Origin of the sequence: Sulfurovum lithotrophicum, from assembly GCF_000987835.1 — a bacterium.
Taxonomy (GTDB): Bacteria; Campylobacterota; Campylobacteria; order Campylobacterales; family Sulfurovaceae; genus Sulfurovum; species Sulfurovum lithotrophicum.
Genome location: NZ_CP011308.1, coordinates 853,922 through 875,918, shown reverse-complemented (window position 1 = coordinate 875,918; position 21,997 = coordinate 853,922). Strand labels below are relative to the sequence as shown.

Below are 21,997 nucleotides of genomic sequence, written 5' to 3'. Positions count from 1 at the left end.
GTTCCCTAATCAAAAAAAGGATATTATTTTTCATGAAATTCATTATTCCGCTTCTCTTTTCAACACTGCTGTTCGCGTTGAACCCTGATCCGAACCTGCTGCGTTATCAGCATAGGTACAGTTTGTGTCACGGAAAAACAAATTACCAGATAGTACAATGTCTTGTCAACGGCAATCTTGACTACTCAAGATTCAGAGGTGAACGTTTTCCGAGAAAAAAGATCAGCCGCAAGGCTGTTCAGGAAGCGGAACAGTACGGTGACCTCTTCGAATATACCATGCAGTTGCTGCCACAGAGCAGACGCTATATAGAGCTTAGACGCTATCTTGACTACCTCTACTCCATTAGAGATATTTACCGGCCACCCCTTTTCAGAGGGGATCAGACAGACGACATTCTGCGTATCAAGTCGATCTTCAGACTGCTTGGAGTGGCTGACCTCCCTCCAGATCCGTATGTATCGGATGCCTTTGTCGAAGCGGTCAAAACATACCAGAGAAGATGGGGACTGGCCGTAGACAGAAAGATCGGTCCCCAAACAAAGCGGTATATGCGGCAGCCTATTTCGGCCATGATCACCAAGGTTAAAAAAAACCTGGTGATTGAGAGTATCGTTCACGAAAAGCCCGCTACCTATGTGTTGGTCAACATACCCGAATTCGCTATGCACTACTACGAGAACGGCTGGCCTGCACTGAACATGAAGGTCGTGGTGGGAAAGCCAAAGATGAGAACCCCGGTTTTCCACAGGAACATGCAGTACATAGTGGAAAATCCAAGATGGAACGTACCACCGTCCATTTACGCCAAAGAGTATGCCAACAAGTCGGAAAGCTACTTAAGAAAAAAGGGCCTGTTCTACAACAGTGACGGAAAACTCTATCAGAGACCCGGAAGGCGAAATTCGCTGGGACTGGTCAAATTCCTTTTCCCCAACAGATTCAATGTCTATATGCACGATACTCCCTCAAAGTATCTCTTCAAACGATACAGAAGGGCATATTCCCATGGCTGCATCAGACTTGAAAAGCCTTTTGCCCTATTGAATAAACTTGGCTATACCTACAGACCGGGTAAGACCAGATGGATCACGCTCAAGCATACCATTCCCGTCTATGTCGAGTACCATACTGTCTGGGTCGATGACAACGGTATCGTGCAGTTCAGGCCTGATATCTATGGTTACGAAAGAAAACTCTTTCCCCGTAGATGATCAATCGTTACCATAATAGAGCTCTACCGGAACAATCCAAGTAACTTCTGCCATACAGAGCGGCGTTTCCGCATTTCTCTGTAATATTCTTTCTCCGTTGTCAACTTTCTCTCTGCCTCATTCAAATAGCTTGACAGCCTCTTTTTTGCCTCTTGTGTCTGTACGGGACGAAAATCACTTCGCATCAAGTACCTTCTCTATCTCATGCATGGCATCTTCATTCTTGAGCCTGAACTTGATCTCGATACGTCTGGAGGCATTTTTGTCTTCCACACCGTTGACCTTGATAGCATCCAGGTAGGAACGGCCCGAAGCGATCAGGAGGGGCTTAAGGTTGTACTTCTTGGCAATATCAAGCGTCAGCAGATAGTTCATAACGGCAAAGGCCCGTCTTTGGGAAAGGTCCAGGTTGTAAAGATAGCCTCCGTCGCTGTCGGTATGCCCCTCGATGATGATCTTGTCAAGATGCGGTTTGATCTTCGGGTTTGTCACCAGCGTGCCGATGTATTCCTCAAAAGCCTTTTTCAGCTGTACTTTGGCGTCATCTTTGAGCACTGCACTTCCCTTGTCAAAAAGAATGTTCGACGAGAGCCTGAGCGAACCGCTCTTTTTGTCGATATCTATTTTGTCTCCTAAAGCTTCTTTCAGTGCCGCGATCACTTTGAGCTTGATACCTGTAAGCGATTTGATCCTGGCTTTCTGTTTCTGAAGGTTCTCCACCAGTGTATCGTACTTCGTCTCTTTCTCATCGAGTGCATTGAGCAGTTCAAGCAGTTTCTTGTTCTTCTCCTGTACGGTCTCATTCACATCACTGAGCTGATCCGAGAGAACAACGATCTGCCCTTTGTAATGCTCAAGCATCTTGTTACGTTCTTCCAGGCTCATTTTCGCCTTGTTGAGTGTACTGTTGCTCTCTTTGAGCAGATTCTGCACCAGAACGATCTTTTTGCTGAGCAGGTCCTGCTGGGTATTGGCGGCCAGCAGCATACGGTTGAGCTTTTTGATCTCATCTTCCCTGAGCTTGAGCGTGTGCAGCTGTTCACTTATCTGCTTTCTGCTTTCATCGAGGCTCTGGTCTTTCTGCAGCAGCAATCTTTGATTTTCGCTCAAGGACCTGCTCAACTCACCCAGCTTCTCCTCTTTATGCTCCAGATTGCTTGAGAGCATGGCAAGGCGGTCCTCTTTTTCATGCAGGTTGCTTTTCAGTATGATGGACTTGGAAACAATGGCACCGATGAGCAAAATGAAAACAAAGAGCAGTCCCGCCATCAGATCGGCATAAGATATCCAGAAGTTGCTGCCTTCGTCTGTAGCTTTTTTTCTAAACATCAGGTTACTTTCTGCCCTCGTTGATCGCATCGAGATTCTTCAGGATCAGCTGGTTCTGTTCAGAAAGAAGTTTGGCAAAAGAGCCAAGCTGATCAACGATCTGCCCTACTTCACCGTCTATCTTGTCAAAAGTATGGTCCACGGTACCGTCAAAACGCTCCAGGGTACGTTGAAGGTTTCTGGCATTTTCGTTAAAGCCTTCAATATTCTCTTTGATCGTAGAGACAGCATTGACACTCTCCCTTCTGTCCTGTACCTTGTCAAGCGTCGTTCTCAGCTCCACCGAAGCATTGTGCATCTGCTGGGTCAGTTCATTGAAACTCTGAGAGGTCTCGTTCATAATAGTGGTAAAATTCTTCAGGTACTGCTCGTTCAGCTCACGGATAAAGTCCATATTAAAGGTCTCCTTGAGTGTTTTGACGATCTCCTGGTCTTTGAGTTCGCTCTGCATATGTTCATGCTTGATGAGTTCCGCTTTTTTCCAGACACGGGCATCGTAGAGTTTTTCAAGATCATGCAGGTTCTTGTCAACCTTGCTGTTCCCCCGTTTCTCGAAATAGGTCCAGATCAGAGAAAGCGCGATACCGTAAATGGAAGCGTAGAATGCCGTACCGATACCCGAAAGCAGTATCGAGATCTCCTGGTCGAGAGACTCAAGGTCTTTGACTGTAAAGTCAGGCATGGAGATGGCAATGGCAATGAAGGTACCCAAAATACCCAGCATCGGGAAAACAGAGGGAGCGACACGCGCAAAATTGTCGTTACGGATATCTTTATAATACTCCGTCATGAAATCCTTGACATGCAGCGTCGATTTGGTCTTTCCCATAATGGTCAGCGCATTGGCCCTGAGCTCATGCTGAAGCTGATCTTCCATTCGTCTGAAGGAACCTCTCATATGACAGGCAGCGTAGTTGGCATTGTGACGTACAAACGCGACAAAGACCACGAAAATAAATGCAATGATGATCAGTGTATGTATCTCAACCTTAAACGGGATGATCCCTATATAGCCAAGCACAAGCCCCAGCAAAAAAAGCAGCGGCAGAAGAATGATTACAAAGGCATTTGCAAAGCAGGAACCATTGTTAGAATTGTCGAATTGCAGCATAAAATATCCTGTATAATTTAATAAATAATAGTATATCAGAACTCGTTAAATAAAATGTTAATCTCCCGTCTCCAAAACGAGTACTTCCCCAAAAGGCACTTCTTTCTCTTCCGGTATAACCCACAGGACATCATACCCCGGAGGGATCTGTGGGAAAGTACCCATACCATCCGTAAAGTAAAGCAGCAGTGTCGGGTAATCAATGTAATTGTCGATATATTCGAACACCGGACGAAAATCGGTCCCTCCTCCTCCACTGACCTCATATGTCAGAGGTTCTCCGGGCAGAATGACTTTATGTGACTGGATCTTTGCATCAGCCGTGATCAGGTCTATCTCATAATTGGGATAACTCTGCATCACGGAGTTCACTTCTCCCAGAAAGATTCCCAATAGTACTTCATCGACGGAACCGGATGTATCCACAGCGATGATGATGCGCAGAAGGTCCGAACTCAGACTTGGCAAATAGATACCGCGATAGAGGTATTTCATATTGGGAGGTACGAACGAGTAACTGCTTTTGGCATAGGAAGCGATGTATCTGTAAAGCATTTCACGCCAGTCGACCTTGTGGGAGAAATATTCCGGTACCACGAACTTCAGGTCTTTGGGTAAATTGCCCTGCCGTTTGTGCTTTTGGAATATCTGTTCGAACAGCTCCTGCAGTTCCGCTTCATCCATCTCCATCTCTGCCGCTTCATTCTCCTGTAGTGATGCCTGTTGGGGAGAAGTATCAGGGGTACTGTCATTTCCACTGTTCTCACCTTTTCCCTGTTGTTCTTTGGCGTCTTCAGACAGTTCATCTTCTGCCATGGCCTCGGCTTCGTCACGTGTATCATTGGTGATCATCTCGTCTTTGAGAACATCGTAGATCTCTTCGGCATACATCCCCTCAAAACGTTCATCATAATAGACATATGGCGGCAATTCAAAACCATTCTTTACCAGCATGGAATTGACCACCAGGTCGATCGCCGCCTGCCAGATACGGCCGACCCTTTCGTTCACACGTTCACTGTGTTTAAGCACTGCATGCATCGCACCGTTCGCCAGGGCGAACTCTATCTCTTCGAGCGCTGTCTTCTCAAAATACTCATGATTATAACGCAGCTGTTTCCCGTCACTGGTAAAGGTAAGCACTTCCTGTGTATCTTCGATCTTCAATGCCGTGGCTACCGACCCGATATAAGGATGTTCCAACATCAGTTTTGCTTTGGCTTTTTTCAGTTTCTTTTTGTGATCCATGAGGCGATTATAGCAAAGTTTATTCCACATCATGCTACACTGTTCATCAAGTTTTATTCTGGAGAAAATATGCTCTATTATCCTTACGAACAATTTGTAGAAGATGTCAAAAAAATAGTCAGGCTCACAGCAGAGTACAACCCCGATACCATCATCGCCATTGCACGAGGCGGATGGACACTGGGACATGCCTATGCATCTGCCACGGACAACAGGCAGCTCATGAGTATCAACTCCATTCTCTACGAGGGTGATCAGAAAGGCAAACAGTGCGAAGTTTTCAATATCCCTGAACTGGATAAAGCAAAAAAAGTGTTACTGATGGACGACATTGTCGACAGCGGGGAGACCATAAAAGAAGTGCTTTCCTGTCTGAAAGAGCATTTTCCAGACATCGAATTTAAAATCGCTTCGATCTTCTATAAAAAAACCGCTCTCATCCAACCTGATTTTGCACTGTATGAGACCAATGAGTGGATCGAATTCTTTTGGGAAAAAGACTATTTACTCAAATAGATAGTACAAAAGGTAGGTGAATCCACCCTACGCGTCCAGATACATCGAACGTAACCCTAAACTACTTTTAGCTATAATCGCGGCATTATTATTAGATAGGATTTTTGATGAGAACACATTATTGTGCTGACGTAAATGAACAACATATCGGTGAAACTGTCACCGTAGCCGGTTGGGTTGCCAGCCGTAGAGACCATGGCGGGGTTATCTTTATCGACCTCAGAGACAAAGACGAAGTCTTTCAGCTTGTCTGCGACCCGGCGGACAATGCAGAGGCACACAAGATGGCTGAGGAAGTCAGGGACCAGTTCGTTTTGATCGCTACGGGCAAGGTCCGTGCCAGAGGCGAAGGCCTCGAAAACCCAAACCTTAAGACAGGTAAAGTTGAAATGGTGGTGGACTCCCTGACCATCGAAAACCGTTCCAAACCGATGCCATTTGAACTCAATGACGAGAAAGTGAACGAAGAGATCAAACTCAAGTATCGCTACCTCGAGCTTAGAACACAAAAAGCATACGATACTTTCAAACTTCGTTCCAAAGCGACCATCGCAACCAGAAATACCCTCGATGAACTTGGCTTCCTTGAAGTGGAGACTCCTATCCTCACCAAGTCGACACCCGAAGGAGCAAGAGACTATCTTGTACCAAGCCGTGTGCATGGTGGCGAGTTCTACGCCCTTCCCCAGTCACCACAGCTTTTCAAGCAGCTTTTGATGGTTGGCGGATTCGACCGTTATTTTCAGATCGCAAAATGTTTCAGAGATGAAGACCTCAGAGCGGACAGACAGCCGGAATTTACGCAGATAGACGTCGAAATGTCTTTCTGTGACCAGGAAGACGTCATAACCGTTGCGGAAAAACTCATTTCCGATGTCTTCATCAAATGCGGTTTTGACGTACCGACAAAATTCAACCGTATGACACATTCCGAAGCCATGGAAAAATACGGTTCAGACAAGCCGGATATGCGTTATGATCTTGCCATGGTGGATGTCATCGATATCTTCGAGAGATGTGACAACGAGATATTCTCAGGCATCGCAAAAATGCCTAAAAAGAATCGTATCAAGGCACTCAGAGTACCCAAAGGAGACGAGATCTTCTCCAAACGCCAGATGAAGGGCTTTGAGGATTATGTACGCAAATTCGGCGCGCAGGGTCTGGGCTATTTCCAGATGAAAGAAGACGGACTCAAAGGACCACTGACCAAATTCTTTACGGAAGATGATATTCAGGCGATCATCGACCGATGCGGACTCGAAGTGGGTGATGCCGTCTTCTTCGGTGCCGGTGAAAAAAAGCTGGTCTGGGACTACATGGGCCGTTTCCGTATCTACCTGGCAGAAACCATGGGTATCATCCCTGAAGACCGCTTCGAGTTCCTCTGGGTTATGGATTTCCCGATGTTCGAAGTGGAAGACGGAAAGGTCAAAGCGCTTCACCACCCGTTCACACAGCCGAAATCACTTGATTTCAATGATATCGAAGAGATAGAATCAATCGCCTACGATGTGGTCCTTAACGGTACGGAACTTGGCGGTGGGTCCATCCGTATACACAAAGAGGATGTGCAGGAAGAGGTCTTCAAGCTTCTCGGTATCTCGGAAGAAGAGGCACAGAGCAAATTCGGCTTCCTGCTTGACGCACTCAAGTTCGGTGCACCACCGCACGGCGGTTTCGCACTCGGCCTTGACAGAATGATCATGATCATGACAGGTGCCAGCAGCATCAGGGATGTCATCGCTTTCCCTAAAACGCAAAAAGCCCAGTGTCTTCTTACACAGGCACCAAGCGAAGTGGACAATGAGCAGCTGAAAGAGCTCAGCATCCGTGTCAGACAGGCTGCACCTACAGCATAACCCGCATAGGGTACTGTCCCCCGACGGCACCAAATATATGATATACCCCTTGTTCCCACGCTGAGCGTGGGAACGAGATAAATAAAAAACAGACCTATAGGGAACCTGTAAAACTACAGAAAAGGAAAAGAGACATGAAAAAACTATTTTTGATCATCGGAGCACCCGGCTCCGGAAAAACAACAGATGCCAGCATCATCGCGGAAAAACATCCTGACAGGATCGTTCACTACTCTACCGGTGACATGCTCAGAGAAGAGGTAGCAAGCGGATCAGAACTTGGTCAGACTATAGAAAGCTACATTGCCAAAGGTGCGCTGGTACCATTGAACATCATCATAGACACTATCGTTTCTGCGATCAAACATGCACCAGTCGACACCATCCTCATCGACGGTTATCCAAGAAGCGAAGAGCAGATGACCGCCTTTGACGAACTGGTCAGCAAAGAAGAAGATATCGATCTTGTTTCTGTCATCGAAGTAAGGGTAAGCGAAGAAGTGGCCAGAGAGAGAATTCTCGGACGTAGAGCGGAAGCGGCTCCAGGCGAAGAGAGAAGCGACGACAGCGAAGAGGTATTCAACGACAGGATGAAGATCTACACCGATCCGTTGCCGGCGATCCAGAAATTCTACACAGACAAAGGACTTCTTACCATCATCAACGGAGAAAGAACACTCGATGAAGTGGTTGACGAAATGGAGAGATTCGTACTCAGCAAGATTTAAAATTATTTCTTCTTTTAGTGGTGCGTGCTTACGCACCCTAAATTTCTCCTCTCTACATTCTTCCAATAATTTTCTTTATCTTTATATATATTTCAACTATTTTTAGTGAATCACATAATAAGTTTTATGATTTTTTATTATATTATGATAATATCTATAAATATACTTGACATTAAATAATTATTAAACTATACTATTTGAAATCAAAAATATACTTCAAGGAAAATGATGAAAAAAAGTAACCTAAACCTGCTTGGAACCAGTATTGCACTGTCACTTGTGACTTCAACTCTTCTACATGCTACGAATGGGGATAGCCTCATAGGACTTGGTGCCAAAGCCAGAGGTATGGGGGGCGTCGGTATTGCTGTAGCGCATGGAGCAGAATCAGGATTGGTCAACCCTGCGCTTATTACAACGGTTAAAGGTACAGAAATCTCTTTTGGTGGGACAGTCTTTATGCCGGAGATCAAAACACAATTGAATACCAACCCTATGGCACCTCTTCCACCACAAAACAAAATGACATCCGATGCAGATTTGAACCTTATTCCGGAAGTATCTCTTGCCAGTAAGATCACTGAAAACTTTTATGTAGGTGTCGGTATGTGGGGAACCGGTGGCATGGGTACGGATTATAGTCAGGGACCTGGCATCAACCAGACTATCATGCAAGGACAATTTTCCAACTTTGATATGGTCACCAACCTTCAAATGATGCAGTTTGCTGTGCCACTTGCCTACAAAACAGAAGGCTTGAGTATCGCTATCGCACCAATCATCATGTATGGCAACCTGGACATTAGCTATACACTTCCGGCACCATTTTCTCCACCGCCTTACCCTACTGTCGGAGCAGGGCTGGCACAGGATTTTGGTTTTGGAGTCAATCTTGGCGTAATCTATGATTTTTCAAACGGTCTTACTGCAGGTGCCGTTTACAAATCAAAAATAGATATGGAATATACAAACCAGCTCAGTACGGCAACACAGCCTTTTGGTATCATTCTGCCGGATGGAGACCATCTGGAACAGCCGGCTGAATTTGGGGTGGGTATCGCATACAGCATGGAAGGACATACATTTGCATTCGATTATAAAAAGATACAATGGTCCGATGCCAAAGGATACAAGGATTTCCAGTGGGAAGATCAGAATATTTATGCATTCGGTTATGAGTATGCACAAGATAACTGGGCACTTAGACTCGGATACAACTATGCTTCCAGTGCCGTAGTGGAAACACTCAATCCGGCAATGAATATGTTTAACCTTCTTGGGTTCCCGGCTACAGAAGAGCAACATTATACGGTAGGTGGAAGCTATACTTTCAATGATCAGTTTTCTTTGGACCTGGCATATGTATACGCTGCAAAAAATACTGAAACATTTGATGTAAGCCAACTCAATATGGGTCTGGATTCAGTCACAACAGATCATAGTGAGAACAGTATTTCTATCCAACTTAGCTACAACTTCTAAAATCCGTGTACCAAACTTAGTTTTGGTACAAAAGCAATTTCATATTTTCCTATTTTCTCCAAATCAATCCAAACTTTACCATTCTCTCTTTCAATCTTAAGTCGTTTACTGTAGAATATAAAAATAACTTATTTAATTAAAACAATTTAATAAATAAAGGTGTATTATGAAAAAAACTTTAATAACTGCCCTTATTCTATTTTCCTTTCCTGCTACAGGACTTCTTGCCAATACAATCAATATTACCGGTACTGTCGTTTCCGATAATCAAAAATACATTGGTGCGCGCTATATGGGTTATGTCAAAGAGGTTTTTGTCAACATCGGGGACAGGGTCAAAAGAGAAGATGATCTGTTCAAAATGGATTCGGCTGAGTTTGACATTCTCAAGGAACAGGCAAACCTTGCACTCGAACAGGCAGAGATCCTGACTGATGTTTACCGAAGCAAACTCGATGAAATACGTCGAAACAAAGCCCTGCTTTCAAGGAACAAGAACAGCACATTCAATTTTGAAGACATGAACGAAAATCTTTCGATAACTGCAGAACATACATCATCGATGCTCAAAGCTATGAAAGCGATCGTCAAAAGCGCTTCACAGAAAGCAAAAGAAGTGAGTATCATTTCACACTACTTGGAGATCAAGGCCCCAAGTAACGGGATCATTGTACAAAAAAATCTGCATGTGGGAGATATGGTCATGCCCGGTTTCCCCGTCATGGTCCTGGTCGATCTCGATCATCCTGAAATAGAAGCCCAAGTCTCTGAAAGTGACCTGCTCAAAATAAATAAAGGAGATTTCGTCAAGTTCACTATCCCATCCATCCGATACTATGGAAGAGGACGCATAAAGTCCATTGTACCGAGTGCCAACCCTATGACACATACATTTACCATTCGCATCAAATTCAAAAAAGACAGTGAAAAGATCTATCCCGGTATGTATGCCAAGATAGAGATAGAATATGACCCCACAGTGTATGAACAGAATTTTGCTTCTTCAGACTAACAAGAAAATCCACCAGTTTTTTACCCGTCATTCTGAAACGAGTTCAGAACGATGAACAGATATGGGCACCTCTAATAACCCTAGATGCTCATAACATCACTAGCTTTTGTCTAGGCTAGGCACTCTTTTGAAGGCCTAGCCGTAGCTAAGTCAAAAAAGAGTAACGACGCATAGGCGAAAGCTAGTGATGCCCAGAGGGTGGGCTTTGCAAACGCAATCTTTCACAAGATGCTTACTTCGTCTTAGCTTTGGCTAGGACTTGAAAGCCTCTTGCAAAATCTCACATTTGCAAAACCCATTATGAGTATTTAGGGTTATTAGAGGTGCCCCTATTTATCCTCGTCACAATCTTTCTTGTGCTTTTCAGGGAAGAGGATCGTTCTGAGATTGTCCGTCAGTACACAGAGATGTTCATCTTCATCGAACTCTTCACCCTCCCCGCACTTGTTGCCTGCATGAGGGTCCATCGCTTTGGCATTGTCCATCAGTACGGGAATGAAGAAGAGTGCCACAAGTGTCGCGGCAATACTTCCAAAGATAAGCGCGATCCCCAGTCCTCCGAAGATCGGGTCAGTTGAAAGCAGCAGGGAACCCAGTATGATCGCAACGGCAGTCATGAGGATCGGTTTGGCTCTGGTCGCTGTAGCAATGGCAATGGCACGTTTCTTCGCATAACCTTCCTGCATTAAAGACTTGGAAAAGTCAATAAGCAGCAGTGAACCACGTGCTGAGATTCCCATGAGCGAAATGAAACCGATGAGAGAAGTCGCGGTCAGGAAGAAGTGAGTATCGGTAATAGCCAGAGAGATCTTGTCTGTCACCCAGTGCCCGACGATCACTCCGATGATCGAGAGGAAACTGCCCGCCAGTACGATCCCGCTGAGTGCGAACGATTTATAATACACGACCATCAGCAGGAACATCAGTATCAATGCCGCAATAAAGGCACCTCCCAGATCCCTGAAGGTATCGAGTGAAACCTTCATCTCTCCATCCCAGCGTATCAGTATCTCTTCACCTGTCAGTTTGTCTTTTGCTTTGAGATCGAACATATAAGTGGTGATACCTGGTACTTTTTCTATATAGTATTGATCCCTCAGGACTTTAAGCATTTTGTCGCGGGCATCAAGCAAAGGATAGACCTGTGAGACCATATCGCATTCTGCTGTGATGATCGCCATATTTTTCAAGTCTTTCCTGAAGATCGTAGGACTGGAGTCAACTTCTTTAATATCCACCACTTCGGTCACAGGGACCATCATTCCTTTCTGGTTCATCAGCCGCAGACTTGAAAGCTTGTTCTTCAGCGTCCTTTTGCTCTCACCGTCGATCATACGGGAATCTTTGTTCAGGCGCAGGAAGATCGGTATCTGATCCTGCTGATTCTTGGTATTTTTCTCAGCGACCGGCATTCCCTTGAATGCAAGGTAAATGATCTTGTTGACTTGGTCTACGCTCAGGGCACTGCGTATGATCTTTTCTTTATTGGGAGAAAGCATATAGGTCTTGTAAATATCATCCATCATAATATCTACATCTACCAGTCCCTCGGTCCGGGAAAGTATCTGTGAGACTTTTCCGGCCATTTTGCGCAGCTGTCCATCACTCTTTGCGTAAAGCTCCACTACAACCGTAGCCAGCGTCGGAGGTCCGGAAGGCATTTCGATGAACCTGATATTTGTCGAAGGCACCAGCGATCCGCAGGCTTTTTGTATCTTAGGGCGCAAACGGTGCACCATCATGAACGAAGGCTCGTCACGTTTGTGCTTGTCCGTCAGATTTACCACCACTTCCGCCTGGTTCTGAAAACGCTTGAATGCACTCCCTTTGACCAGTCCGGCATAGTCAAGCGGTGCCCCCTGGCCCAAAAAAACTTCCATATCGGTTATTTCAGGCTCTTTTTCCAGTTCACTGACAACACACTGGGCTACTTGCCGCGTCTCTTTGATGGATGCATTGGTCGCCGTATCTATATAGACCGTAAGCGTATTGGCACTTTTGCCCGGGAGCATTTTTGCCAATACCAGTTTGGTAGGGATCATCATCACAGATCCCATCAATGCAAGAAGTACCAGGCCTATGAGGATCCATTTGTTACGTCTGCTGTCGAGGATACGGTAGAGGAAATGCTCAAATTTCATTTGCCTTCCTCATCTTTGCCTGTTGCTTCTTCCTGTTCATCCCCATGCTCTTTTTGATGATGCGCATGTACCTCGGCTTTGATCTTCTTGAAGTTGATGAATTTCCTCGCCATATAGGGGGCAAAGACATAGGCCACAAAAAGAGATACGGCAAGTCCTACCGGGACATTGAGCGGTATGGGCTTCATGAACTGCCCCATCATCCCTCCGACGAATGCCATGGGCACCATCGTCAGGATAATGGCGATAGTGGCGATGTTGGTCGACGGACCTATCTCGTCGGTCGCCTGTACGATGATTTCATCGACACTTTTCTTCTCTATGTCCAGATGCAGGCGCCTGTGGATATTTTCTATCACTATGATGGCATCATCAACAATAAGCCCAAGGGAAAGCAGGAATGCAAAGAGGGTAATACGGTTGATGGTCTGATCGGTTATCTGTGCAATGAACAGTGTCGCAGCGAGGATCATCGGAACAGCAATGGTAACGACCATCGACTCCCTCCATCCGAGGAAAGGAATAAGGATCAGCATAATGATAAAAATGGTGATCTCCAGGTGATGTACCAGCTCATTGACCGCCTCATCCGCACGAACACCATAGTTCCGCGTAATGATAAATCCTACACCGGCATTGTTCAGTTTCTCTTTGGATTCCTGTATCTTCTCTATCGCCTCTTCCGCGATATAGACGGCATTGGTTCCCTTCAGTTTCGATACGGTCAGCGTGATCTGGTCTGTCAAACCTCTGAAACTGACCGGGGCATGTTCTTTTTCTTCGCTACTCTCCTCTTTTCCCTCATGTTCTCTGACAGCTTCAGGGTCCTTGTCCATCCCTTTTTGATAGGTGATAAGGGATTCCTGAAAATTCTGGATATCATAATTGTACTCAACATCCGCAATATTCTTCAGATAGATCGGTGATCCCATATACTGGGCGATGATCAGTTCTTTGAGGTCATCGATGGTATCGATAGCGTTCTCCACACCAAAGACGACCAGTTTTCCTTTCTTGTTAACGGTATCGATCATCGGTGCATTGGTAGAGATAGACTTGATCGCCTGCGCAACCTGGCCAAGTGATATATGATAGGCGGAAAGTTTGCTCAGGTCTATCAGTACATTGAATTGCGGGCGTTTAACTCCTTTGAGTGTGGTCTTCGATACATTGTCAAGTGCATTGATCTCCTGCTGCAGTTCACGGATAGTCTGATAGAGTTCAACCACATTGGGCTGAACATTGGGAAGCTGATAAAAGGCTGCTGTCAGTATGGGAATATCGATATCGATATCGAATGGCTTTACCAGCGGAGGCATAGTCCCTTTGGGAAGCTGGTCCATGTTCTGCATGACTTTGTCATAGAGTTTAAGATTGGAAGATTCACGGTCCTCCCCGATGAAATACTGCACATTCACGATCCCGAAGTTGTTCATGGCAGTGCCATAGACGTGCTCTACTCCCTTGATTTCACGAATACGCCGCTCCAGAGGTTTAACCACGACATTAAGCACCTCTTTGGGGGAAGCACCCGGCAAAGCGACCATGACCGCGCCGCCGCTTACCTCGATCTGCGGGTCTTCTTCTCTGGGCATCGTCTGTAAAGAGACAAATCCAAGCAGTAAAATGGCTATAGCCAGTATAGGGGTAAGCGGATTGCTTAAAAACGCTTTCGACATATGCCCGGCAATATTCTTTATCTTGTAAACTTCCATAGAACTATTATATCTTTATTAATTTATAAGTATAAATTTAATTTATCAAATAGGATAATTTTGATCAGATTGTATCTATAGTTAACATCTCCTCCAACGTCACTTTGACATTCTCTCCAAGGGCCTTCACGTCATACCCACCTTCCAGAAAAAAGAGGTACGGCACATCGGCACTTTTCAGAATGAGGCGTACGATCTGTCGTATACCTTCAGTCGTCACGTTCAACTGTGCCAGAGGGTCACTCTCATGCAAATCATACCCGGCGGAAACCAGAATGATATCGGGCTGATATGCAGTAACACAGGGAGGGAGATCATTTTCATAGATATCAAGCAGTTCTTCATCACCGCTATCGGGCATCACGAGAAAATTTGCCGTATACCCCTCTCCTTTTCCAGCACCCTTCTCTTTTTCCATACCCGTACCCGGGTAAGCAAAAGCCTGATGCGAGGAAAAATAGAAAACAGTGTCATCATCATAAAAAGTGTCCTGCGTTCCGTTGCCGTGATGCACATCAAAATCAATGATCATCACCTTTTTGTACCCCTGCTGCTGCGCATAACGCGCAGTGATGGCAACGTTGTTAAAGAGGCAGAAACCCATCGCCTGAACGGGTGTGGCATGGTGCCCCGGAGGACGTACGGCACAGAAGGCACGATCGAACTCCCCCTTTTTGATACCGTCTACAGAAACAATCCCCGCACCTACAGCTTTTATTGCCGCTTCGTAAGAGTGTTCACTGCAGATCGTATCGGAGTCTATCGCCATACTTTGTTCACTTGCTTCTATCACATTTTGAATATGTTCAGGAGTATGTACCAGTGCTAGTATATTCGGAGAAACGGCTATAGGAGAGACCTCAATGAGCCTCTCTTTAAGCGGATTCACCGTCCTTTCGATAGATTCAAGACGATAGCGGGATTCAGGGTGCGAGATACCGGTGTCATGCTCCAGGTAGACCTCATCGGTTACATAGGCTACATTCACAGTCGAGCCTTTTTTAAAGCCTCTATCTCCCTGCGGAGTGCTCTCACTTCTGCTTCAAGTTGTGTAACACGGGTTTCAAGCTCATTATCCTCATCTTTTTGTGCTTCATACTCCTTCTCTTTTGCAATAGTCATATTATTTTCATCCACTATGATGTAGATTGTCTCTTTCCCCTCTTCAGTAACGGTCTCGCTTTTTACTTTTCCGCTTTTGACAAGCTTGACAACATTAAAGAGACTCAATTTATGCTTTACCGCATAGGCTTTCATCGTCATCTTTTCCATAAGCATCCTCTCTAAAGATTTTATTTATAGTTAGTTTACACTATTTTGGTATAATTTAATAAATATCATCATAAGGACATCCCATGAGAACACATTTTTTAAGAAGTGCACTGCTGCTGCTACTGTTGTTAAGTGCTTCATTGCATGCTGAGTTCATTAACCAGCCCAAAGAGGTCATAGATGCCAATGCCGATGCTGCCATACAGCACTTCTACAAAGAGGTCAAAGGAGGAAAAGACTTTTTATCCAAAGTGAAGGGCTATCTTGTTTTCCCCTCTGTCGTCAAGGCGGGCTTTGTCGTAGGCGGCAAATATGGTGAAGGCGTACTGCGTGTCAACGGAAAGAGTGTCGCTTACTACAGTATTGCAGCAGGCTCCGTAGGATTCCAGCTGGGCGCACAGAAAGCTTCCTACATCATTGCCTTCGTCAGCCAGGATGCTCTGGACAAGTTCATAAGAAGCAATGGATGGGAAGCCGGTGTGGATGGTGCGATCACTGTAGCCAAGTGGGGTGTGGGTACAGACATCAGTACGATAAGCTATCAAAACCCCATCTATGCTTTTGTCTTTGGAGAAAAAGGCTTGATGTACAATCTCAATCTTGAAGGGACTAAGTTCACAAAACTTAATCGTTAAACCTCTTCTTGTAACTGCATTTCCTGCAAAGCTTTTGCATAAAATGACTTCAGCAGTCGGCTCACGCAACTGGTTGCGTTAAAGAGTATTAAATCGTTCTTTGTAACTGCATTTCCGGCAAAGCTCTTCAACTGCTTTGCCCTCTTTAAAACCTTCTATCATGTTGACCGTACGTTCATTTGAAAGTATGGTCTCCAGGCTCTCTTCATGCAGATCTCCAAGTTCTATGATGCCATCACAGTCCAGACAGCACGGTACCACTTTGCCGCTGGCAAGAATGGCAATATGTGACTGTAATCCCTGACATGTGCCATGGCCGTAATTTTGGTTTTCTAAAGATGGCCACTCAAAATAGTTGTCAAAATGTACAAGGACCTTATTTGCCAGACGGATGGATTTCGGTTTTTCACTGTAGATCGTTTCAAGATCAAGTGAAACATCAAATGCCTTTGAGAGGGTTTCAAAAAGAATTTCATTAAATATTCGTTCGCTCATCACCTCATCAAGATTCCATACCCGCAGATTGATGAAAAGTTCTTCTCCTCTTTCAAGTTTGGCTTGACACAGGTCTAGTACGGGAGTGATATATTGCTCGAAGGTCAGTGCCGTATCGTTCTTGTTGTAACTGTTGAGAGAGATATTTATCTGTTTGACAGCAGGGTGAAAAAGTGTTTCATAACTATGTTTTTTCAGAAAATATCCACTGCTCGTCAATATAGCTTTCATACCATGTCTATGGATAATATCGAGATATGCTGAGAGGTTTGAGAGTGTCAGGGGGTCACCTACCACATGACAGGCTATCTCTTTCGTGTAGGGCTTGAGCTGAAGCACGATAGATTCAAAGAAGTCCATATCCATTTGCATAGAAGGAAGCTCTTTGGCAGGGCAGAAAGAACAGCTCAGACCACAGACATTGGTGATCTCCACATAGGCACGGTAGAACTTCACTTACGCATGCACCCTGCGAGGTCCGTAATATTTTTGGCCATGCGTATACACGGCATTCTCGCTTCGAGTATATCAATGTTGTCATCAAATTCATCGAGTATCCTGTTCTTCTCTTTTTCATCCCAGGTATCTATACGGTTTTCACCCTCTTGTGTCTTCACCATTTTGGCCTTAAAATCACTGATCTCATCAATGCAGTCGTTGGCCTCGAGTTCATCATCTGCCCCCTGAAGACACTCCCGTGTCTCTTTCATGCTTTCCAGCATTTTAGGCAGCAACTTTTTTTGCCTTTGGAATATATGTTCTCCCAAACGATTTAGATAGCTCTCTTTCATTTTTTTAAGCCTGCTGCTTTTGATAAATACTCTTTTTTCAAGTATATCGTTCAACAATTGTGAAACTTCTTCTGGGCCTTTTTTCTGTTTGATACTTGTCTTGAACAATGCCATCTTTCGTACCGGGAAGTCTGGAATGGAACACTGCTCTGTATCGACATCGATATTCTCTTTTACAAAAAGCGCTTTCTTTTCAAAATGAATCCCGAACAGTTCCTTTTCGACTAAAAGCGGTATGCCTTTGTAGAGACAAATATGCACCCCCTCTTTGGCCCACATATTACACTTTTTCCCTGCAATCACCCTTTCACCGTGCGGCAGCATACCCTGAGTAATGTTTTTAATTTCTTTTCCTTTGGGAAGAGGACGTTCCAGAATGATCTCCTGATCATAGTCGACATCATACTGCTGTGCCTTGTCACGTTTGATGCATTTGGAAAATTTTTCACTACTCCTGAAAGCACCCGATGTACTCTCCTCTATCTCCTCTTCCGTCAAAACGACTTTCCCCCACTCTTTGAAACGCAGCCGCCCTTCCCCCACGATCGTGAGGTTAAGGTCAGGGGCCAAAGCACCACCACCATGAATACTGTAAACAATGTTACCTGATCTTAGCTGGAATTCTTTTGTCATTTGCTCCATGGCTGCCAAAGAGAGCGTACCTATACATACAAGCAGCATACCTGTTTTGAGCTTTAAAAACTTATACATCTTTCTCCTTGCTTAGCGGTGGAATTGCCTTTTTCTGCGATTATTGTAGCATAAAATTTGCTTTTCAGGCTAACACAAAAGGGGATGGCAAAAAAAGAGAGAATCTTCATCCTCTCCTTGGCGGAGGAGTACTGCTGCCCTCCTGTCGGAGGTTCTCCTGTTCTTCTTTATTCTTTTCAGATTCTCTTGAAGGTGGGGTACTTTCTGTTTTTCTCTCATGTGCAGTTGCAGGTTCCGGTGCCCCAGATGCTCTGTGAACCGTATTTTTCTTCCCGGTCTTGCCAAGTACAAATGCAATAACAAGTCCCACAGCAAGGATCATCAATGACATCATCGGCCGTGAGGAAAACCATGCTATGGCAATGACCAAAGAACCCAGTACCAAGGTCAATGCTCCTGCTACAAGAGCAGTTGCACCTCCCACCAGTGTACCCAGCATTGGTATGACATTTGCCAAAGTAGCCAAAATACCCATCATCATACTAAAGCCGATAAACATCAGCAGAAGTCCGATACCCCGCAAGATCCATGTCCACAATGCATTGGCATCGAGCTCCTCTTTGAAAATACGTTTGGCAGAAACTTTTCCATAGCGTGCAAAGAGAAAGTCTTTCCCATTCTCTGTTGTATAGTATGTCAATGTTTTTCCTGCCTGTTCCCCTGCAAATGTATAAATACCTGCAGGTGCATAAGTGTAGGTGATCTTTGTGTCACCGATCTGCGGTTTTGCAGGATTCTCGCCAATATAGAGATACGCTTTATAGTTTTTGGCATCTGCTACAGTGTCCGGCATTTGTGACAAACCGGGAAAGCCTTCTGTAGCACCTATGTGATTGATAATCTCTTTACCAAGATAAAAGTCTCCAAGCTGTGCGTCGGTACTGTATGTTGCTCCACGGTGTGTCATAGGCGGATTTTCATGTCCTTCGGGATGCTTGAAGCTCACAGAATTATTTGCATGTTCAGACCACTCTTTCGTGTAGGAATAGGTTGTGACCGTTTCGGTCCCACCGCCGAGCTTATCCTCACTTTTGCTCTGTGTATGCTCTTTCCACTGGTACATCTGCACCTTTCTTTGCAACACAAGCCCATCTGTTTTCACTCCATATTCAGGGTCTACAACCTCGTGCAAAGGCTTTACTTCCCCCTGAAGCAGCACAGCCTTGCCATCATTTACTTTCTGATAACTTGTATCCGGGAGCGTTATGATCTTCTGCTCCATCTCTTTGAGTGCCGTTGCCTGTTCTACACTCCTGTTTTCATTCCATGCAAGCAGTATGATCGCTCCGACAATAAGAAAGAACCCAATGAAAAAACCCTTGAGCGAATTGCCTATATTCTGTCCAAAACCGGTATAACTTGTTTCTGTAAATCTATCCATATCTTATTCCTCCTAAAAATTGAACCTGTCACCCATTGCCAGGTCACCTATCGCGCCCAGAACAGAGCCTTCACCCGTATCTTTTCCTCCAGCCTGAGGTGCGGCAGAAAGCATACGGCCAGCCAGTCTCGAGAATGGAAGCGACTGTATCCATATTTTGCCCGGCCCTCTGAGTTTGGCAAAGAAGAATCCCTCACCTCCGAACAAACCGGTCTTTATGCCTCCTGCCTGCTCAAGATCAAAATGGATATGGGGTTGCATAGCGACCAGACAACCCGTATCGAGATGCAACTCCTCTCCATCTTTGAGTTCTATCTCTTTGAGCATACCACCGGCATGAATGAATGCAAGTCCGTCCCCTTCAAGTTTCTGCATAATGAACCCTTCGCCGCCAAAGAGTCCCGTCAATACTTTTTTCTGAAAATAGATACCGATGGAAACGCCTTTCGCCGCACAGAGGAAACAGTCTTTCTGACAGATGAGCGTCCCGCCCATCTCATCAAGATCGACCGGAATAATACGTCCCGGATAGGGTGCACCGAAAGCCACTGTAGCCTTTCCGTTTCCTCTGTGGGTAAAGACCGTGGTAAAAAGACTTTCACCTGTGACCAGACGTTTTCCCGCGCCTACCAGCTTGTCAAACAAACCTCCCGTATCTTCTTTGGAGCCTGAACCGTCCCCAAACACTGTATCCATCACAATATGGCTGTTTTTATACATCATGGCCCCTGCTTCTGAGACAACACTCTCTCCCGGATCAAGCTCTATCTCTACATACTGGATGTCCTCCCCGTAGATCGTATAGTCGATCTCATCGGCACTGTTAAGTCTGCTTCCCCTTGCCCGGGAAGGAGGGGAAAAGGAGGTGGCTACCATCGTATCGTTTGCAGTCAGCTCCACCACTTCACTTATCGGCTTCCATCCACTGAAACCCTCTGTCCATGCATACCCTCCGGCATCATCCTGCACATATTTTCTTGCCTCTTCTATCGTTACAGGTCCGTATTTTCGCCCGTCATCATATTCTATGTACCATTGTGCTGCCATTTTTATCTCCTTGTGTTTTCTGTTTAGACTATATCGTCCACCTGTCTTTCAATAAACCAACAATATACCATTTTCCCTGATACTTCTCAAGTATCACCACCAATCCCTGCCAGTCATATTCTTTGGTATCTGAGTCCTCATTAATATGCAAAAAGGCATATCCTTTGCATTGTCTATGTTTTGGACAGGGAAATCCACGCAAAGAAGTCAGCGGTTTTACCTGGTTGATCTCAGATACAGGCAGCTGCATACTTTTCATCACATCATACAGACTTTTATATATCTTATCTCCCCTGCCTTCCGTATGCCTCCAAAAAAGCACTCGGCTTCGGTTCTTCTCCATCGTATATATCTCATGGTCGGTAAAAAGCCGGCTCTCCTTACCAAAACAGGTCCGATACGATACCTGTAAGCCAATGTTGCTGTGCATATATTTGCTAATCTTTTCCGGCCACATCACATCAAAATCTCTTATAAAATATACCGCCTTTTGGTAAGCGGAGTCATCATATTTGCTGCGCAGTGTTTTCAACGCTTTCTCTTTCAGATAATCTTCGATATACCGACCTGTCACACAATAGCCGTCCATCTCTTTGGATGCGGCACCAAAATGACTTGCTCCTTTGAGTCTGCTTCTGGCTATCTTTTGGGTTTCAATACCGACTACTTTGTCACTTCTTGTTGCAATATGGGAGACTATATCACATTTACCGTGACTGCATCCAAGTACATAGTCACAGTTTCCTTCTCCCTCAACAAGTACATAACCTCTATCGGAAAACGTTAGATAACGGGCATTGACCCACCCAGGCTTGGCACCGTATCCAAACGCGTCATAGTCATACTGAGCAAGATGAAATACCTTACACCATGTCGAATGTCCCACTTTTTTGCAGCTATCTACACCTACTCTGGCATCAAGAGGCAAAGCACCTGTTTTTTTTGCATGATAGTCAGGAGAACTCCTTACATTCAAAGTATCGTGGGGAGATAGATTTACGACATAGGCAAAGAGGGGTACCTCCCCTGTCCATCCTGAAACAGAAGAAAAAAGGAAATAGAGAATTAAAAACTTTATCATCCCTGCAACTTTCTTACAAAATTCTCTTTTTTCATATTCTCCTCACTTTTTGGGTTGTTTTTATTCCTGCAGTATACACTTATCTAATGCTTAAAACAAGAAAGCTTTTCCTATACAAAATATAACTTTTCAAAATCTACAATCCATTTCAGTACCTTTGACTTCTCTATGCTGTTCCATATACTGTGATATTCAGGGTCTCCACCCATAGCAGTTATCGCAGCTT

The 21,997-nt window shown here is 44.9% G+C and carries 20 protein-coding genes; 7 read left to right on the top strand and 13 right to left on the bottom strand.

The features are described from left to right. Positions 1–32: 32 nt before the first annotated feature. Complete coding sequence (locus tag YH65_RS11200) at positions 33–1,214, top strand: L,D-transpeptidase family protein (RefSeq protein ID WP_052746085.1); 1,182 nt, start codon at positions 33–35, stop codon at positions 1,212–1,214. Between the two features lie 23 nt (positions 1,215–1,237). On the opposite strand, the gene YH65_RS11460 is transcribed toward YH65_RS11200, so the two are convergent. From YH65_RS11460 to YH65_RS04220, 4 genes are read right to left on the bottom strand one after another with little or no spacing between them, the layout of a single operon-like run. Next, a complete protein-coding gene (locus tag YH65_RS11460) occupies positions 1,238–1,399 on the bottom strand; it encodes a hypothetical protein (RefSeq protein ID WP_154806464.1) in 162 nt (53 codons plus the stop codon). Then, on the bottom strand, positions 1,389–2,543 hold the full coding sequence (locus YH65_RS04230) for an OmpA family protein (RefSeq protein WP_046550775.1): 1,155 nt from the start codon (positions 2,541–2,543) through the stop codon (positions 1,389–1,391). Before YH65_RS04230 ends, YH65_RS11460 begins: the two co-directional genes overlap by 11 nt. 4 nt (positions 2,544–2,547) lie before the next feature. Continuing rightward, on the bottom strand, positions 2,548–3,654 hold the full coding sequence (locus YH65_RS04225; protein WP_046550774.1) for a MotA/TolQ/ExbB proton channel family protein: 1,107 nt from the start codon (positions 3,652–3,654) through the stop codon (positions 2,548–2,550). 57 nt (positions 3,655–3,711) lie between these two features. Beyond that, positions 3,712–4,902 carry a vWA domain-containing protein gene (locus YH65_RS04220; RefSeq protein ID WP_046550773.1) on the bottom strand — a complete coding sequence of 397 codons (1,191 nt, stop codon included), beginning with the start codon at positions 4,900–4,902 and terminating at the stop codon, positions 3,712–3,714. Positions 4,903–4,971: 69 nt separating this feature from the next. On the opposite strand from YH65_RS04220, the gene YH65_RS04215 reads away from it, so the two are divergent. The 5 genes from YH65_RS04215 to YH65_RS04195 all read left to right on the top strand — a co-directional run bounded on the left by YH65_RS04215 (position 4,972) and on the right by YH65_RS04195 (position 10,502). Continuing rightward, entirely contained in the window at positions 4,972–5,418 is a 447-nt protein-coding gene (locus tag YH65_RS04215; RefSeq protein WP_046550772.1) for a phosphoribosyltransferase, read from the top strand. Positions 5,419–5,525: 107 nt separating this feature from the next. Beyond that, entirely contained in the window at positions 5,526–7,280 is a 1,755-nt protein-coding gene (gene aspS, locus YH65_RS04210) for an aspartate--tRNA ligase (RefSeq protein ID WP_046550771.1), read from the top strand. Between the two features lie 134 nt (positions 7,281–7,414). Continuing rightward, positions 7,415–8,008: an adenylate kinase gene (locus YH65_RS04205; protein WP_046550770.1), complete on the top strand. Its 594-nt coding sequence runs from the start codon at positions 7,415–7,417 to the stop codon at positions 8,006–8,008. A 228-nt stretch (positions 8,009–8,236) separates the two neighbouring features. Next, positions 8,237–9,490, top strand: coding sequence for an OmpP1/FadL family transporter (locus YH65_RS04200; RefSeq protein ID WP_046550769.1), 1,254 nt, complete (start codon positions 8,237–8,239; stop codon positions 9,488–9,490). Between the two features lie 166 nt (positions 9,491–9,656). Further along, positions 9,657–10,502, top strand: coding sequence for an efflux RND transporter periplasmic adaptor subunit (locus YH65_RS04195; protein ID WP_046550768.1), 846 nt, complete (start codon positions 9,657–9,659; stop codon positions 10,500–10,502). Between the two features lie 329 nt (positions 10,503–10,831). Here the strand turns inward: YH65_RS04195 and YH65_RS11720 are convergent, their stop codons facing one another. From YH65_RS11720 to YH65_RS04175, 4 genes are all read right to left on the bottom strand, one after another. Further along, positions 10,832–12,643, bottom strand: coding sequence for an efflux RND transporter permease subunit (locus YH65_RS11720; RefSeq protein ID WP_046550767.1), 1,812 nt, complete (start codon positions 12,641–12,643; stop codon positions 10,832–10,834). Beyond that, positions 12,640–14,358: an efflux RND transporter permease subunit gene (locus tag YH65_RS11715; RefSeq protein ID WP_046550766.1), complete on the bottom strand. Its 1,719-nt coding sequence runs from the start codon at positions 14,356–14,358 to the stop codon at positions 12,640–12,642. Before YH65_RS11715 ends, YH65_RS11720 begins: the two co-directional genes overlap by 4 nt. A gap of 64 nt (positions 14,359–14,422) precedes the next feature. Then, entirely contained in the window at positions 14,423–15,346 is a 924-nt protein-coding gene (locus YH65_RS04180) for a histone deacetylase family protein (protein ID WP_046550765.1), read from the bottom strand. Next, on the bottom strand, positions 15,343–15,630 hold the full coding sequence (locus YH65_RS04175; RefSeq protein ID WP_046550764.1) for a hypothetical protein: 288 nt from the start codon (positions 15,628–15,630) through the stop codon (positions 15,343–15,345). The genes YH65_RS04180 and YH65_RS04175 overlap by 4 nt, the downstream gene beginning before the upstream one ends. Positions 15,631–15,713: 83 nt before the next feature. Between YH65_RS04175 and YH65_RS04170 the strand changes: the two genes are divergently transcribed. After that, entirely contained in the window at positions 15,714–16,265 is a 552-nt protein-coding gene (locus tag YH65_RS04170; protein WP_046550763.1) for a lipid-binding SYLF domain-containing protein, read from the top strand. 78 nt (positions 16,266–16,343) lie between these two features. Here YH65_RS04170 and YH65_RS04165 read toward each other — a convergent pair whose 3' ends face one another. From YH65_RS04165 to YH65_RS04145, 5 genes are all read right to left on the bottom strand, one after another. Then, the gene (locus tag YH65_RS04165; RefSeq protein WP_046550762.1) at positions 16,344–17,216 is read right to left on the bottom strand and encodes a radical SAM/SPASM domain-containing protein; all 873 of its coding nucleotides are present in this window, start codon (positions 17,214–17,216) and stop codon (positions 16,344–16,346) included. After that, positions 17,213–18,262, bottom strand: a complete 1,050-nt coding sequence (locus YH65_RS04160; protein WP_046550761.1) for a hypothetical protein — start codon at positions 18,260–18,262, stop codon at positions 17,213–17,215. Before YH65_RS04160 ends, YH65_RS04165 begins: the two co-directional genes overlap by 4 nt. Before the next feature lie 106 nt (positions 18,263–18,368). Next, entirely contained in the window at positions 18,369–19,643 is a 1,275-nt protein-coding gene (locus YH65_RS04155) for a TMEM43 family protein (protein ID WP_046550760.1), read from the bottom strand. A gap of 12 nt (positions 19,644–19,655) precedes the next feature. Beyond that, positions 19,656–20,690, bottom strand: a complete 1,035-nt coding sequence (locus tag YH65_RS04150) for an AIM24 family protein (RefSeq protein ID WP_046550759.1) — start codon at positions 20,688–20,690, stop codon at positions 19,656–19,658. Between the two features lie 28 nt (positions 20,691–20,718). Continuing rightward, positions 20,719–21,771 carry an SH3 domain-containing protein gene (locus tag YH65_RS04145; RefSeq protein ID WP_046550758.1) on the bottom strand — a complete coding sequence of 351 codons (1,053 nt, stop codon included), beginning with the start codon at positions 21,769–21,771 and terminating at the stop codon, positions 20,719–20,721. Positions 21,772–21,997: the final 226 nt, after the last annotated feature.